Genomic DNA, 13,629 nt, shown 5'->3' on the forward strand with positions numbered 1-13,629 from the left:
CAGCCGCTGATCGTCGAGCAGGCTCAAGGCGCCACGACCAGCCGGTAGCCGATGCCGCGCACCGTCTGCAGATAAGCCGGGTTGGCGGGATCGCGCTCGATCTTGCGGCGCAGGCGGTTCACCTGCACGTCGACCGCCCTGTCGCCGGCGGAGATGCCCGGCGCCACCAGCGCCTGGCGCGGCACCGTCTCGCCGGGCCGCTCGCCGAGCACGCGCAGCATGTCGCGTTCACGGTCGGTGAGACGGACCAGCTCCCCGTCGCGCAGCAATTCGCCACGCTCCAGATGGAAGACGAACGGCCCGAAGCGCACCGATTCGATGGCCTGGGTCGGAGGGACGGTGGAGCGCTTCAGGATGTTGTTGATGCGCAGCAGCAGCTCGCGCGGCTCGAAGGGCTTGGCGAGATAATCGTCGGCGCCGATCTCCAGCCCCTTGATGCGGTCCTCGGTCTCCGAGCGGGCGGTGAGCATGAGGATCGGGACGGTCGATTCCGTGCGCACCAGCTTCGCGAGGTCGAGACCGCTCATGCCCGGCATCATCACGTCGAGGATCAGCAGGTCGAAGGTGAGGCCGGCGAGGCGGCCGCGGGCATCGTCCGCCGACTCGGCCGTCGTCACCCGGTAGCCCTGCTCGGACAGGAAGCGGGAGAGCAGGTCGCGGATGCGGCGGTCGTCGTCGACGATAAGCAGGTGCACGGCATCGTCGGCCGGCGTCGCCATGCGCGGCCGGGCGGAGGGGGAAGGGCCGGGATTGGCGGCGTCGAGCATGAAGGTCTCCTAGCGGGGACGGGCGGGCGCCTTGCCGGGGCGCGTGCCGCCCGAGACGGCGGCCAGGTCGGCGCGGACGATGAGCTTCTCCACCGCCGCCTGATCTTCGGCATCGATCATGGCGACAAGAAAGCGGCGGACATCCTCGCGCGCGCCCGGCGAGCAGGCGGCGAGCGCCTTTTCGATGCGCTGCGACTGGATGGCGACGAAATCGCGCGCCAGCGCCGCCCCCTTCGGCGTGAGATGCAGCAGCCGCTGGCGCCGGTCGGAGGAGCCGGCGCGGCTGTCGACGAAGCCGCCATCGACCAGCTCGCGCAGCACCCGGCCCAGACTCTGCTTGGTGATGCGCAGTATGTCGAGCAGATCGGTGACCCGCATGCCGGGGTGGCGGTTGACGAAATGCAGCACCCGATGATGGGCGCGGCCAAAGCCATAGCCCTGCAGCACCTTGTCCGGGTCGCTGACGAAGTTGCGATAGGCGAAGAACAGCAGCTCGATCAGGTCGATCTGGCTGCGCGGCGCGGCGTCGCCCGCTGCGGCGGGGTCGGGATCCGCCGCATTGGCGTGAGGCGGTTGCGAGACATTTATGTCAGCCATGTTGACTTTTTTCGTTATGATCGTTACCAAGAAGCCCTGTCTGACGAAAGGATCGTTCGGAAGCCTCGGAACGACCTTGCGTCGGACAGACGCGTCGGCGAGGCCGGACGGCAGTTCGTTCGACGGCGTTCACGATAGATGTACTTGGCCTGCGAAGCAAAATATGCGCGGAAAAACGCACGCGACCGGGTAGGACATGCTTTAAGGACAAGATGGGCGACGTCGCCGGATCATGGCAGGCGGCGAGCCCCGTTCGGGAGACAGTACCATGGCAAGCGAACCCTTCGACAAACGCAGTGGCTGGATCTGGTATGACGGCGCCTTCGTGCCGTGGACGGATGCCAAGGTCCATGTACTGACCCACGGCCTGCATTATGGCAGCTGTGTATTCGAGGGCGAGCGCGCCTATGGCGGCGAGATTTTCAAGCTGGATGAGCACACGATCCGGCTGAAGGAGAGTGCGCGCCTGCTCGACTTCGAGATTCCCTACAGCGAGGCGGAGATCAACGCCGCCTGCCGCGAGATTCTCGTCAAGCAGAACCTGGTCGATGCCTATCTGCGCCCGGTGGCGTGGCGCGGCTCGGACATGATGGGCGTTTCGGCGCAGCACAACCAGATCCACCTCGCCATCGCGGCGTGGGAATGGCCGAGCTATTTCGATCCGGCGGAGCGTCTGAAGGGCATCCGCATCGGCATGGCGAAATATCGCCGCCCCGATCCGCTGACCGCGCCCTCGACCTCGAAGGCGGCCGGCCTCTACATGATCTGCACCATCTCCAAGCACGCCGCCGAGCGCGAAGGCTATGCCGATGCGCTGATGCTCGACTGGCGCGGGCGCGTCGCCGAGTGCACCGGGGCCAACGTGTTCTTCGTGAAGGACGGGGTGATCCACACGCCGGAGGCGGACGCCTTCCTGAACGGCCTCACCCGCCAGACCGTGATCGAGCTGGCCAAGCGCCGCGGCATCGAGGTGCAGGAGCGGGCGATCATGCCGGAGGAGCTGTCGAGCTTCGACGAATGCTTCATCACCGGCACCGCCGCCGAGGTCACGCCGGTGTCGGAGATCGCCGGCACGCATTTCCAGCCCGGCCCGGTGACCAAGACGCTATTCGACGACTACACCGCGGCGGTGCAGCCGAAGAAGGCGGCCGCCTCGGCGGCCTGAGTTGCGGCGCCGCAGAACCCTTCAAATGCCGGCCTTCGGGCCGGCATTTTCGTGTGCGCTCAGCGAGCGGCCGCGACGACCGGGAACAGCACGCGCAGCCATGGCGCGCGCAGCCACAACCCGCCCCACATGAACAGGCCGAGATAGACGCTGAACAGCACATGGCTGAACAGCGGGTTGCCGACCCGCAGCTGCGTGGCGATGGCACCGCCGAGCAGACCGGTCATCAGCACCGCGCCGAGGAGGCTGGTGCGCGGGACGAGATACAGTGCCAGGCAACCGAGCTCGACGAGGCCGATCATCAGCGTGTGGCTGGCCGGCCAGCCCAGCGCGGCCATGGACTCGGTCGCCACGCTGGCGCCGGCCAGCTTGGGCCCGATCGAGGCGATCAGCAGGAAGGCGGCGAACAGGCCGGTGAGGATGTAGCCGGCCGGCACCATCAACGAGGAGGGCATGAGGGTTCTCCGATCCCGGGTTCAGCCGCGCAGCTCGACGCCATTGCCGTCGGGGTCGCGCAGATAGATGGATGGGCCTTCGCCGGCGGCGCCGTAGCGGAGGACGGCGGCATCGGCGGCGATGCCGTGGGCGGCGAGTTCCGAACGAATCCGCTCCGGCTCGAAGCCGGCGATACGCAGACACAGATGATCCAGGTTGCGCCCCTCCGCACCGGGAGCGGCACCGCCGCGCCGGCCGAGCGGGCCGTCGACGGCGACGAGGTCGATCAGTGCCCCACCGGCGCGCAACTGGACCATGCCGATCGCCTCCTGCCGCCGCTCGAGCGGGCAACCGAGAACCTGTGAGTAGAAGCGGGTGGCGACATCGAGATCGCCGACCCGCAGCACGACGTGATCGATGCCGTTGACCTGCATCGTCTCCTCCTTCCGGAAAGCGCTTGATCCGCGCCACGAATGATTTATCTCGATATCAAGATAAATGGAGATATCTCGATGTCAAGACAATCGGCGCCGACAGCCGACCATGTCGAGCAGCGGCGGCGGCAATGGGCGCGGGAATTGCCGGACGTGGATACGCAGGGCATGGCGGTGCTGGGACGGGCGCGCTGGATCACCCTGTGGGCACGCCCGCCGATCGAGGCAGTGTTCGCCGCCCATGGGCTCGATGCCGGGGAATTCGACGTGCTCTCAACACTACGGCGCGCCGGTCCACCCTATCGGTTGCGGCCGACCGAGCTGTTCCAGGCGCTGATGATCTCCTCCGGCGGGCTGACCGACCGGCTGGCGCGGCTGGAGAAGGCCGGGTTGGTGACGCGGCGGCCGAGCGAGAGCGATGCGCGCAGCCTGCTGGTGGAACTGACGGCGGAGGGCAGGGAGCGGGCGGAGGCGGCATTCCGCGCCGACATGGAGGTGGAGGCGGGGCTGCTCGCCGGGCTGACCGGCGAGGAGCGCGACCAGCTGGCCGGCCTTCTGGCAAAGCTCGCGGCCTCGATGGAAGCGGCGAAGCCGTAGCGGCTCAGGGGGTGCCGGCGGTCCACCGTTCCGCCGCCGCGTCGTCGGCCTCCTTGGCCGCGACCCAGCTCCTGGCTTCCGCGCGTTCTTCCAGTTTCCAGAACGGCGCGCGGGTCTTCAGCCAGTCCATGAGGAAGGCGGCGGCGTCGAAGGCGGCGCCGCGATGCGGCGAGGCGGTGACCACCAGCACGATGTTCTCGCCGGGGACGATGCGGCCATGGCGGTGGATCACCGTGGCGCCGAGCAGCGGCCAGCGCGCGCGGGCCTCGTCGACGAGGCGGCGGATCTCTTCTTCCGCCATGCCGGGATAATGTTCGAGCGTCAGCGCGACCAGACGGCTGCCGTTCGGCGCGGAATCGCCCGCATCGTCGGCGCGGCACAGGCCGGAAAAGGTGACGACGGCTCCGATATCGACCCGTCCGGCCGAGAGGGCGGCGACCTCGGCGGCGGTGTCGAAATCCTCGGCCTGGATGCGGACGGTGAAGCGGTCGTCGGGTGGGGCTGCAGCCGGCATGGCCTCAGCCTCCGGTCATCGGCGGAAAGAACGCGATCTCGCGCGCGCCGGCAATCGGCGCGTCCGGCCGGGCATGGCGGCGGTCGATGGCGGCGCGCACCACCCTGGGTTCCTTGAACGCCTCGGCATAGCCCTCGCCACGAGCGGCGAGGAAGGCGGCGAGTTCGGCGACGGTGCGCACCTCCTCCGGAGCCTCGACCTCCTCGGCCTCACGCCCAATGCGTTCCCGCACCCAGGCGAAATAGAGGATCTTCACGCTTCGTCCTCGATCAGGTGACGGGCACCGGCCCGGAAATAATCCCACCCGGTATAAAGTGTGAGCAGCGCCGAGATCCACAAGAGCACGATGCCGGCGAGGGTGGTGCCGGGTAGCAGCGCGTCGGCCGCCGGGCCGGCCAGCAGCACGCCGACCGCGACCAGCTGCGCCGTGGTCTTCCACTTGGCGAGGCGGGTGACGGGCACGCTGACCCGCAGCTCAGCAAGAAATTCGCGCAGGCCGGAAACCAGGATCTCGCGGCACAGGATGACCGCGGCCGCCCACAGCGACCAGCCGCGGATGGTGCCGTCCGACGCCATCATCAGCAGCGAGGCGGCGACCAGCAGCTTGTCGGCGATGGGATCGAGCATGCGGCCGATCGCCGATTGCTGCGACCAGATGCGGGCGAGATAGCCATCGAAGAAATCGGTGATGGCGGCGACGACGTAGATGCCGAGCGCCGCCCAGCGCAGCCAAAGGCCGCCGGCGAGGATATCGGCCCAGAACAGGCAGCCGACCAGCAGTGGCACCGCCACGCAGCGGGCATAGGTCAGCAGATTGGGGAGAGCATAGGTATGCGCCCGCTTGCTCCGCACAGATCCGGCCTGTGCGGGTTCGGTCACCGTATTGCGGGCGGGCGCGACGTCGACCATGACTCTGTCCGGTTCCTTGACTGGGACGTAACCACCCTGCGGGCGCACGTCAATCTACTGCGGGTATTTCACGGCAAAGTAACGGCCATCGCGCGGTGTCGCGCTGCTGTCGGCGTGCAGCCCGACCTCAACGAGGTCCGGCATGGAAAAAATCATACACGGCTCGCGCCGTGGCGGCATTCACCCCCGGCACCGCTTCGAGATCGGCGAGCGAGGCGCGCTCGATCGCCTTCAGCGTACCGAAATGATGAAGCAGCGCACGCTTGCGGGTGGGGCCGATGCCGGGAATCTCCTGCAGGCCGCCCTGGGCGATGTCCTTGCTGCGGCGGGCGCGGTGGGAGCCGATGGCGAAGCGGTGTGCCTCGTCGCGCAGCCGCTGCACGAAATAGAGCACCGGGTCGCGCGGCTCCAGCCGGAACGGCTCGCGGCCGGCAATGAAGAAGCTCTCGCGGCCGGCATCGCGGTCCGGCCCCTTGGCGACGCCGACCAGGGGCACGTCGGTCACGCCGAGCTCGGCCAGCGCCTCCGCCGCCGCCTTCAACTGGCCGGCGCCGCCGTCGATCAGCACCAGGTCGGGCCAGCCTTCCGGGGTGTCGCGAAAGGGCTCCTCCGTCACGCCTTCTTCCCTCTCGCCGGCAGGGAGAGGTGGCTTGCGAAGCCGGTCGGCGAGGGGGGAGGGTGGCTGATCGGTTGGCGTGGCTTCCCCCTCACCCCAGCCCTCTCCCCCTCGGGGAGAGGGAGCAGGGAGCGTGTTCGGGAGCGCGGTCGCATCGGGATTGGCGAGCGATTCCGTATCGCCGACCGGCGCAGGGGGCCTGTCGTCAGCCCGCGGCGCCTCGCGCAGCAGTCGCGAGAAACGCCGGCGCAGCACCTCGCGCATCATGCCGTAATCGTCGCCCGGCGCGAGGTCGGTGTTCTTGATGTTGAACTTGCGGTACTGGCTCTTGGCGAAGCCTTCCGGCCCGGCGACGATCATGCCGCCCACCGCGTTCGAGCCCATGATGTGGCTGTTGTCGTAAACCTCGATGCGGCGCGGACTCCTCGGCAGCGCGAAGGCGCGGGCGAGTTCGTCGAGCAGCCGCGCCTGGCTGGCGCTCTCGGCGAGCTTGCGGCCGAGTGCCTCGCGGGCGTTCTGCATGGCGTGCTCGACCAGTTCGCGCTTCTCGCCGCGTTGCGGCACCGCGATCTCGACCTTGTGACCGCTGCGCTCGCTCAAGGCCTCGGCAAGCAGGGCGCTCTCCTCCGCCGCATGGCTGAGCAGGATGAGCCGCGGCGGCGGCTTGTCCTCATAGAACTGCGCGAGGAAGGAGCCGAGCACCTCGCCGGGCTCCAGCGAACGGTCGGCGCGCGGATAGAGCGCGTGGTTGCCCCAGTTTTGCCCGGTGCGGAAGAAGAACACCTGCACGCAGGTGGCGCCGCCCTCCTGATGGATGGCGAACACGTCCGCCTCCTCCACCGAGCGCGGGTTGATGCCCTGCGAGCCCTGCACCGCGGAGAGCGCGGCGAGGCGGTCGCGCAGGGCGGCGGCGCGCTCGAATTCCAGTGTTTCCGAGGCCTGTTCCATCTCGCGGGCCAACTGCTCCTTCACCGCCCGGCTTTTGCCGGACAGGAAGTCGCGGGCCTCCTCGACATATTCGGCATAGTCGGTGTGGCTGACCTCGCCGGTGCAGGGACCGGCGCAGCGCTTGATCTGGAACAGCAGGCAGGGGCGGGTGCGCGCCTCATAATAGCTGTCCGAGCAGGAGCGGACCAAGAACGCCTTCTGCAGCGCGTTGATGGTGCGGTTCACCGCCCAGACCGAGGCGAAGGGGCCGTAATAGTCGCCCGGCTTCGAGCGGGCGCCGCGATGCTTGGTGATCTGCGGCGAGACGTGATCCCTGGTGATGAGGATGTAGGGGAACGACTTGTCGTCGCGCAGCAGCACGTTGAAACGCGGGCGCAACTGCTTGATGAGGTTGGCCTCGAGCAGCAGCGCCTCGGTCTCGGTCTGCGTTGAGATGAATTCCATCTCGGCGGTGGCCGACACCATGCGGAAGATGCGGTTGGTCAGCCCGGTCGGTCTTGTATAGGCGATGATGCGCTTCTTGATGCTCTTCGCCTTGCCGACATAGAGCACCGCGCCCTCGGCATCGAGCATGCGGTAGACACCGGCACCGATCGGCGCGTGCTTCACCGCCCGCAGAATGGCGGCACGGCCCGAGGCGAGCGAACCGGCCGCCGGCGCGGCCTCGTCCGGCTCGTCGAGAAGCAGCGGCGCCTCGTCCTCGATCTCCGCCATCTCGGCGTCGTCGATCTCCGGTTCGGGCGCGTTCGGGTGGGGGCGAGCGATCATGTGCGCCTAAAATATGGATTCGGGTCGGCCAGGAACAGGGGGCGCCGCGGTTCTACCGTGCCAGCACCGGGAGCGTGATGGGAGATATGCGCAAACTCGGTGCTGCGCCGGCGGCGAAATGGGACTAAGGGGACGGCATGTCCTCTTTGTCTGATGCTCCCGTCAAGCCCGCCGTTCCGCTCGCCGGCTATGCCTATGGCGCCGCGGGGGCGATCCTGTTCGCTTCCAAGGGCATCATCATCAAGCTCGCCTATGGCGAGGGCATCGACCCCGAGACGCTGCTGGCGTTGCGCATGGCGTTCTCGCTGCCGTTCTATCTGGCGATCGGCGCCCTTGCGCTGCGGTCCATGCGCGTGCGCGGCGAGCCGCTGCCGGGCTTCAGCATCTTCGCGCAATCGGCGGCCGTCGGCGCGCTGGGCTACTGGTTCTCCAGCTATGTCGATTTCCTCGGGCTGCAATATATCTCTGCCTCCTTCGAGCGGCTGATACTGTTCACCTACCCGCTTTTCGTGGTGCTGTTCGGGGCGCTGCTGTTCGGTCAGCCGATCCGGCTCAAGGCCCTGTGGACCTTCCTCATCGCCTATGGCGGATTGGCGCTGATCTTCATGGAAGGGCTGGCGACCGTCGGCACCGACGTGGCGCGCGGCGCGATGTTCGTCGGCATGGCGGCCATCAGCTTCGCGCTCTATCAGCTCATGGCCCGCAAGCTGCTGAACAGCATCGGCTCGGCGCTGTTCACCTGCGTGGCGATGATCTCGGCCTCGGTGCTGGCGCTGGGGCAGTTCGTCCTGATCCGCCCGATCGCCGGGCTGATGGTCTCGCCGCGGGTGCTGATGCTCTCCTTGCTCATCGCCATCGGCGCCACGGTGCTGCCGACCTTCCTGATGAACGCGGCGCTGAAGCGCATCTCGGCGCAGGCGAACTCGATGATCTCGACGGTGAGCCCGGTGGCGACCATGGTGCTGGCCTTCCTGGTGCTGGGCGAGACGGCGAGTCTGCTGGAATTTGCCGGTGCCGCGTTGGTGATGACAAGCGTCGGCTGGTTCACCCTGAGTGACCGGCGCGGATAGCCGGCTCCCTATCGCGGCGCCGGCCGCTAGTCGGGCACCTCGGTATCCGGGGTCTGCCAGGCGAGATGCTGGCCGCCATCGACGGTGAGCAACTGGCCGGTGATGCTTTCGGCCCGCGCCAGAAACAGCACCGCCTCGGCGATCTCCTCCGGCCTCGGCCCGCGGCCGAGCGGCACCGCCGCGCCCTGGCGCGCGAAATCCTCGGGGCTCTGGCGGATATTGGCGAGGGTCGGCCCGGGGGCGACCGCATTGACGCGCACGCGCGGGGCGAGCCCCTGGGCCAGCAACCGTGTCGCGGCCCAGAGGCCCTGCTTGGTCAGGCTGTAGGACAGGTAATGCGGCGTCGGTTTCAGCACACGCTGATCTATGAGGTTGACGACGACGCCCGTCCGGTCGGCCGGAAGTTGCGCGGCGAAGGCCTCGGCGAGGAAGACCGGGGCGCGCAGATTGACGGCGAAATGCCGATCCCACAGCCCGAGCACCAGCGCGCCGGCGGCATCGGGATGAAATTCCGAGGCATTGTTGACCAGCAATCGCAGCGTGCCGAAGGCGGCGCAGGCGGGAAGCAGACCCGCAACCGCATCGGCATCCGAGAGCTCGGCATGCAGCAGATGAGCACGGCCGCCACGCGCCTCGATCTCGGCACATGCGGCTTCGGCCGCCGGCTCCGGGCGCCGGGTATGAATGACCAGATCATAGCCCGCCGCCGCCAGAGCAAGGGAAATGGCGCGGCCGATGCGGACCGCGCCACCGGTGACGAGGGCGAGCGGGCGCGCGGCAGCAGAAGAAGGCGGAGCAGGTGAGGTCATGTCTCTTCATGAACCGGAGCGAGGAAGCTGTCCAACGCGGCGTCACCGGGAAAGGCGGTTTCAATCCTGAGCGTTAACGAACGGCTAACCATCATCCATGCGATATGACTGAAACTGCAGGATTTAATTCTTGGGAATGGATGTGGTTTTCATTCGTGGCGCCTGTATACGAACTGTTAATGATAATATCAGGTTACGAAATGCCATAAGACTTTGCTCATAATCTTATGTGACCGTCGACCCTATCGAATTGAACCCGGGTGCGCTGCTGCCCGGATGAATGGGAGACGATCATGAAAGCACTTCTCGCGGGCATCGCCCTCGCTGCGACGGTCGCCGTGCCGGCGTCCGCCGCCGACCTCAGCTACCCCGCTCCGGCCGCCTATGCCGCTCCGGTTCCCGTCTTTACCTGGACCGGCTTCTATCTCGGCGCCAATGCCGGCTATGGCTGGGGTGAGGCGGATTTCTCCGACGACACCAATGGCTTCCTTGGCGGTATCCAGGCCGGCTATAATTGGCAGTTCGCCGGTAGCCCGCTGGTCGTCGGCATCGAGACCGACATTCAGGCCACCAACATCGAAAGCCCCACTTTCTCGCTGGATTATTTCGGCACGGTGCGCGCCCGTCTCGGCTGGGCCGTCGACCAGTTCCTGATCTACGGCACCGGCGGCTTCGCCTATGGCCGCGGCAATTACGAATTGGCCGGCCTCTCCAACAAGCAGACCAACACCGGCTGGACGATCGGCGCGGGCGGCGAATATGCCTTCTCGCCGAACTGGAGCGTCAAGGCCGAGTATCTCTATGTCGATCTCGGCACCGAGACCTACGACACCATCGCCGGCCCGCTGGATATCGGCACCACCGCCAACATCCTGCGTCTCGGCGTCAACTACAAGTTCTGACAATCGCGCCGGAACGCCGGCGCTCTGTCATCCGGCAAGGCGGCTCCCGGTGGGGCCGCCTTTTGCGTTGGGGCCGGCGCGTGATCTGATTTGTTGCATTTTTGCTACGTCCTAGATCAAACGCTACGCAATCATGGCAAAAATGTAGCTGGGATTGCCTGGGAAGCGGGCGGGTCGCTACCTCCCGAAATCCAGCATCCAGGCGGGGTCGAGAGCGGTTCTCACCATTCGAGGCAGCCAGCTTGTGGCGGGTTCTCGCGGTTTTCGCCGCATTCCGGCCCTCGACATGACAAGCTGCCCTTCTATCTCACCCTCAACTGCATCGAGTTCAGCAGTTTTGCTCGGAGAGTACGTTATGAAGAAGATCCTCACCTCGGGCGTTGCCCTCGCCGCCCTCCTGGTTGCGGCTCCGGCCTTTGCTGCCGACATCGCGCAGCCCTACCCGACGAAGGCTCCGGTTGTTGCGCCCGTCCCGGTGTTCTCCTGGACCGGCTTCTATCTCGGCGCCAATGCCGGCTACGCCTGGGGCAGCAGCAACGGCTATGCCGACGATCTCGGCATTGATCCGGCGGGCTGGCTCGGCGGTGGTCAGGTCGGCTTCAACTACCAGCTCGGCAACAACGTCGTGATCGGCGTCGAAGCCGACATCCAGGGCTCCGGCATCGAGGACTCCGCCTTCGGCGTGAAGTCCGAGATGGAGTATTTCGGTACCGTTCGCGCCCGCCTCGGCTACGCGTTCGACACCGTGCTGCCTTATGTCACCGGCGGTTTCGCCTATGGCAGCAACAAGATCACCAACGAGGCGCTGGGCTGGAGCGAGAGCTCGACCCAGACCGGCTGGACCCTCGGCGCCGGCGTGGAATACGCCTTCCTGCCGAACTGGACCGTCAAGGCCGAATATCTCTATGTCGATCTTGGCGACGACTATTACGAGAACATCGGCGCCAATGCCGGTGTTAACCTGAACATCGCCCGCGTCGGTCTGAACTACAAGTTCTGATCGCGATCGGCGCCTACGGGCGCCGGCCACGCGTGTCTCAAGGCCCCGGGGTCAGCTCCGGGGCCTTTTTCATGGATTGTTGCGAAAGACCCCGCAACGAATTTGCCGCAACGACTTGGCCAAGCTGCTTGCGAAGCCACTTGCGTGCTTCAGGCCCGCGTTGCCTCGAAAGCGGGCACGCGTGCGGCGAAGGCGTCGAGCCAATCGACCAGCGCCGGGTGATCGGCCCGCCAGCCGCCCTCGAAGCGCAGGTCGAGATAGCCGAGAGCGCAGGCGGTGGCGATCTCCGCCACGTCGATGCCGGACGAGGTCGCCGCCTTGGCCGGCGGGGCCGATTCCAACACCTTCAGGGCGCGCGCCACCTTGCCGGCCTGATTGTCGATCCAGGCCGGGGTGCGCTGTTCCTCGCTGCGGAAGCGCACTTCATAGACCTGGAGCAGCGCGGCATCCATCAGGCCGTCCGCCAGAGCCTGTCCGACCAGCGCCTGGATGCGCGCCGGCCCGGGAGCGGGAAGGATGACACCGCCGCCGGCCACACCGTCCAGATATTCGAGGATCACCGGCGAATCGAAGATCGGCGTGCCCCCTTCGGGCAGCAGCACCGGAATCTTGCCGAGCGGGTTCTGTCGGCGCACGGAATCGGTGGGATCGGTGGTGTCGGCCCATTCGATGTCGAGATGGATCCCGCACAGGACGGCGCCGATCTTGACCTTGCGGCCGAATGGAGAGGGTTTGGACGAGCGGAGGATCATCGCTGGCTTCAGGCCTTCGGGGCGCATGCGGCAGCGCTCGCCCGCCCATTCGGCGCAGAGGAGCGTCGCGGCATCCGGCGACGGCGCCATGCCGCCGCTTCAGCGCAGACCTATCAGTCGGCGGCTTGCAGGTCGATGGCCTTGGGGCCCTTGCCGCGCTTGTCGGGTTCGACCTCGAAGCTGATGCGCTGGCCTTCGGCGAGCGCTCCAAGGCCCGAGCGGGTGACCGCCGAGACGTGCACGAAAACATCCCGCCCACCGTCGTCCGGGCGGATGAAGCCGTAACCCTTTTCCGTGTTGAAGAATTTGACGGTTCCCATCATTGCCATCGCGCCTGCTCCTTGCATCCGCCGGCATTGCTCGCCTGCCGCCGGGTCTTACGAACGGACAGGCTGAAGCAAGACCGATGCCGCGATGTGACGCCGAGGGCAAAAACCGGCATCCGGCGTGCAAGTGCGACGGCCGGACGCGGCGGATCAGCGCTCGGGAATCAGCCAGCCGACGCGCGAACGACCGACGCCGTCGCTCGCCATCACCGGCGCCAGGGCGGCAAGCACGGTGCGGATCTCGTCCGCGAGGGTGAAGGGCGGGTTGACCACGATCAGCCCGCAGCCGGACAGCACGCTGGCCTGGCGCACCGTCCTGAGGTCGAATTCGATGCGCAGGGTCTTGGGTATGGCGGCTCGGGCAATCTCGCGCTGGAAGGCATCGACCGCCCGCACGTCCTTGATCGGGTACCACAGCGCATAGATGCCGGTTGCCCAGCGCTTGTACGCCTCGGCGAGCGTGGCGGCGAGGCGGTGGAACTCGCCGGCTTCCTCGAAGGGAGGGTCGACCAGCACCACTCCGCGCCGCTCCTTGGGTGGCAGATAGGCGGTGAGCGACTGCCAGCCATCGGTGGGCAGCACTTTCGCGCGGAAATCATGCGCGACGTCGCCCAGCGCGGCCCGCACACCGGGCTCTGTCTCGCAGAACAGCAAGCGATCCTGCGGACGGGCGAGGGCGAGGGCGAAGAGCGGCGAGCCGGGATAGTGGCGCAAGGCGGACGGGTCGGTGTCCAGGCCGGGGTTGAACCCGGCGATGACCTGCTTCCAAGGAGCAAGCAGCGCCTCGATCTCCGGCTTGAATGGCGTGCGCAGCACCGCGCCGACACCGCTCTCCCACTCGCCGGTGCGCTGGGCCTCGTTGCCGGATAGATCGTAGAGCCCGGCGCCGGCATGGGTGTCGAGCACCCGGAAGGCGGCGTCCTTCTGGCCGAGATAGGCGAGGATGCGCGTCAGCACGACATGCTTGACGACATCGGCGAAATTGCCGGCGTGGAAGGCGTGGCGGTAATTCATCGAAAG

General features: G+C 67.1%; 17 protein-coding genes. 5 read left to right on the forward strand and 12 right to left on the reverse strand.

Annotated elements, in window-relative coordinates; all coding sequences use genetic code 11:
* Positions 1-23 precede the first annotated feature (23 nt).
* On the reverse strand, positions 24-767 hold the full coding sequence (locus tag J2X65_RS05430) for a response regulator transcription factor (RefSeq protein ID WP_310199062.1): 744 nt from the start codon (positions 765-767) through the stop codon (positions 24-26).
* A 9-nt stretch (positions 768-776) separates the two neighbouring features.
* Positions 777-1,364, reverse strand: coding sequence for a MarR family transcriptional regulator (locus J2X65_RS05435; RefSeq protein ID WP_310199064.1), 588 nt, complete (start codon positions 1,362-1,364; stop codon positions 777-779).
* A gap of 268 nt (positions 1,365-1,632) precedes the next feature.
* Between J2X65_RS05435 and J2X65_RS05440 the strand changes: the two genes are divergently transcribed.
* On the forward strand, positions 1,633-2,529 hold the full coding sequence (locus tag J2X65_RS05440) for a branched-chain amino acid aminotransferase (RefSeq protein ID WP_310199066.1): 897 nt from the start codon (positions 1,633-1,635) through the stop codon (positions 2,527-2,529).
* 59 nt (positions 2,530-2,588) lie between these two features.
* On the opposite strand, the gene J2X65_RS05445 is transcribed toward J2X65_RS05440, so the two are convergent.
* Together J2X65_RS05445 and J2X65_RS05450 are read right to left on the reverse strand one after the other, a co-directional pair.
* Positions 2,589-2,984: a DoxX family protein gene (locus J2X65_RS05445; protein WP_310199068.1), complete on the reverse strand. Its 396-nt coding sequence runs from the start codon at positions 2,982-2,984 to the stop codon at positions 2,589-2,591.
* A gap of 21 nt (positions 2,985-3,005) precedes the next feature.
* Positions 3,006-3,398 carry a VOC family protein gene (locus tag J2X65_RS05450; RefSeq protein ID WP_310199070.1) on the reverse strand — a complete coding sequence of 131 codons (393 nt, stop codon included), beginning with the start codon at positions 3,396-3,398 and terminating at the stop codon, positions 3,006-3,008.
* A gap of 78 nt (positions 3,399-3,476) precedes the next feature.
* On the opposite strand from J2X65_RS05450, the gene J2X65_RS05455 reads away from it, so the two are divergent.
* Positions 3,477-3,995 (forward strand): MarR family transcriptional regulator, encoded by a 519-nt coding sequence (locus J2X65_RS05455; protein WP_310199072.1) that lies wholly within the window; start codon positions 3,477-3,479, stop codon positions 3,993-3,995.
* A 4-nt stretch (positions 3,996-3,999) separates the two neighbouring features.
* Here the strand turns inward: J2X65_RS05455 and J2X65_RS05460 are convergent, their stop codons facing one another.
* The 4 genes from J2X65_RS05460 to uvrC all read right to left on the reverse strand — a co-directional run bounded on the left by J2X65_RS05460 (position 4,000) and on the right by uvrC (position 7,750).
* A complete protein-coding gene (locus J2X65_RS05460) occupies positions 4,000-4,509 on the reverse strand; it encodes a molybdenum cofactor biosynthesis protein MoaE (RefSeq protein ID WP_310199074.1) in 510 nt (169 codons plus the stop codon).
* Between the two features lie 4 nt (positions 4,510-4,513).
* A complete protein-coding gene (gene moaD, locus J2X65_RS05465) occupies positions 4,514-4,765 on the reverse strand; it encodes a molybdopterin converting factor subunit 1 (protein ID WP_310199075.1) in 252 nt (83 codons plus the stop codon).
* Positions 4,762-5,418, reverse strand: a complete 657-nt coding sequence (pgsA, locus tag J2X65_RS05470; RefSeq protein ID WP_310199077.1) for a CDP-diacylglycerol--glycerol-3-phosphate 3-phosphatidyltransferase — start codon at positions 5,416-5,418, stop codon at positions 4,762-4,764. Before pgsA ends, moaD begins: the two co-directional genes overlap by 4 nt.
* A gap of 127 nt (positions 5,419-5,545) precedes the next feature.
* Positions 5,546-7,750 (reverse strand): excinuclease ABC subunit UvrC, encoded by a 2,205-nt coding sequence (uvrC, locus tag J2X65_RS05475; protein ID WP_310199078.1) that lies wholly within the window; start codon positions 7,748-7,750, stop codon positions 5,546-5,548.
* Between the two features lie 137 nt (positions 7,751-7,887).
* Here uvrC and J2X65_RS05480 point away from each other — a divergent pair, with 137 nt between their 5' ends.
* Positions 7,888-8,820 carry a DMT family transporter gene (locus J2X65_RS05480; RefSeq protein WP_310199080.1) on the forward strand — a complete coding sequence of 311 codons (933 nt, stop codon included), beginning with the start codon at positions 7,888-7,890 and terminating at the stop codon, positions 8,818-8,820.
* A gap of 26 nt (positions 8,821-8,846) precedes the next feature.
* On the opposite strand, the gene J2X65_RS05485 is transcribed toward J2X65_RS05480, so the two are convergent.
* Positions 8,847-9,629, reverse strand: a complete 783-nt coding sequence (locus J2X65_RS05485) for an SDR family oxidoreductase (protein ID WP_310199081.1) — start codon at positions 9,627-9,629, stop codon at positions 8,847-8,849.
* 293 nt (positions 9,630-9,922) lie between these two features.
* Here J2X65_RS05485 and J2X65_RS05490 point away from each other — a divergent pair, with 293 nt between their 5' ends.
* Both J2X65_RS05490 and J2X65_RS05495 read left to right on the forward strand, forming a co-directional pair.
* The gene (locus J2X65_RS05490; protein WP_310199083.1) at positions 9,923-10,531 is read left to right on the forward strand and encodes a porin family protein; all 609 of its coding nucleotides are present in this window, start codon (positions 9,923-9,925) and stop codon (positions 10,529-10,531) included.
* A 355-nt stretch (positions 10,532-10,886) separates the two neighbouring features.
* The gene (locus tag J2X65_RS05495; protein WP_310199085.1) at positions 10,887-11,531 is read left to right on the forward strand and encodes a porin family protein; all 645 of its coding nucleotides are present in this window, start codon (positions 10,887-10,889) and stop codon (positions 11,529-11,531) included.
* A 149-nt stretch (positions 11,532-11,680) separates the two neighbouring features.
* Here the strand turns inward: J2X65_RS05495 and J2X65_RS05500 are convergent, their stop codons facing one another.
* The 3 genes from J2X65_RS05500 to J2X65_RS05510 all read right to left on the reverse strand — a co-directional run bounded on the left by J2X65_RS05500 (position 11,681) and on the right by J2X65_RS05510 (position 13,623).
* Positions 11,681-12,283 carry a glutathione S-transferase family protein gene (locus J2X65_RS05500; protein WP_310199400.1) on the reverse strand — a complete coding sequence of 201 codons (603 nt, stop codon included), beginning with the start codon at positions 12,281-12,283 and terminating at the stop codon, positions 11,681-11,683.
* A gap of 113 nt (positions 12,284-12,396) precedes the next feature.
* A complete protein-coding gene (locus J2X65_RS05505) occupies positions 12,397-12,612 on the reverse strand; it encodes a cold-shock protein (RefSeq protein WP_213363602.1) in 216 nt (71 codons plus the stop codon).
* Positions 12,613-12,759: 147 nt separating this feature from the next.
* Positions 12,760-13,623: a 23S rRNA (adenine(2030)-N(6))-methyltransferase RlmJ gene (locus tag J2X65_RS05510; protein WP_310199088.1), complete on the reverse strand. Its 864-nt coding sequence runs from the start codon at positions 13,621-13,623 to the stop codon at positions 12,760-12,762.
* Positions 13,624-13,629 lie beyond the last annotated feature (6 nt).

Source organism: Ancylobacter sp. 3268, from assembly GCF_031456575.1.
Classification (GTDB): Bacteria; Pseudomonadota; Alphaproteobacteria; order Rhizobiales; family Xanthobacteraceae; genus Ancylobacter.

Excerpts from the sequence above, each read along its gene's own strand:
- J2X65_RS05500 (WP_310199400.1), bottom strand. The coding sequence starts at position 12,283 with ATGATCCTCCGCTCGTCCAAACCCTCTCCATTCGGCCGCAAGGTCAAG.
- J2X65_RS05445 (WP_310199068.1), bottom strand. The coding sequence starts at position 2,984 with ATGCCCTCCTCGTTGATGGTGCCGGCCGGCTACATCCTCACCGGCCTG.
- J2X65_RS05435 (WP_310199064.1), bottom strand. The coding sequence starts at position 1,364 with ATGGCTGACATAAATGTCTCGCAACCGCCTCACGCCAATGCGGCGGAT.
- J2X65_RS05495 (WP_310199085.1), top strand. The coding sequence starts at position 10,887 with ATGAAGAAGATCCTCACCTCGGGCGTTGCCCTCGCCGCCCTCCTGGTT.
- uvrC (WP_310199078.1), bottom strand. The coding sequence starts at position 7,750 with ATGATCGCTCGCCCCCACCCGAACGCGCCCGAACCGGAGATCGACGAC.
- J2X65_RS05440 (WP_310199066.1), top strand. The coding sequence starts at position 1,633 with ATGGCAAGCGAACCCTTCGACAAACGCAGTGGCTGGATCTGGTATGAC.
- J2X65_RS05510 (WP_310199088.1), bottom strand. The coding sequence starts at position 13,623 with ATGAATTACCGCCACGCCTTCCACGCCGGCAATTTCGCCGATGTCGTC.
- J2X65_RS05450 (WP_310199070.1), bottom strand. The coding sequence starts at position 3,398 with ATGCAGGTCAACGGCATCGATCACGTCGTGCTGCGGGTCGGCGATCTC.
- J2X65_RS05490 (WP_310199083.1), top strand. The coding sequence starts at position 9,923 with ATGAAAGCACTTCTCGCGGGCATCGCCCTCGCTGCGACGGTCGCCGTG.
- J2X65_RS05505 (WP_213363602.1), bottom strand. The coding sequence starts at position 12,612 with ATGGCAATGATGGGAACCGTCAAATTCTTCAACACGGAAAAGGGTTAC.
- J2X65_RS05485 (WP_310199081.1), bottom strand. The coding sequence starts at position 9,629 with ATGACCTCACCTGCTCCGCCTTCTTCTGCTGCCGCGCGCCCGCTCGCC.
- J2X65_RS05455 (WP_310199072.1), top strand. The coding sequence starts at position 3,477 with ATGTCAAGACAATCGGCGCCGACAGCCGACCATGTCGAGCAGCGGCGG.
- J2X65_RS05460 (WP_310199074.1), bottom strand. The coding sequence starts at position 4,509 with ATGCCGGCTGCAGCCCCACCCGACGACCGCTTCACCGTCCGCATCCAG.
- pgsA (WP_310199077.1), bottom strand. The coding sequence starts at position 5,418 with ATGGTCGACGTCGCGCCCGCCCGCAATACGGTGACCGAACCCGCACAG.
- J2X65_RS05480 (WP_310199080.1), top strand. The coding sequence starts at position 7,888 with ATGTCCTCTTTGTCTGATGCTCCCGTCAAGCCCGCCGTTCCGCTCGCC.
- J2X65_RS05430 (WP_310199062.1), bottom strand. The coding sequence starts at position 767 with ATGCTCGACGCCGCCAATCCCGGCCCTTCCCCCTCCGCCCGGCCGCGC.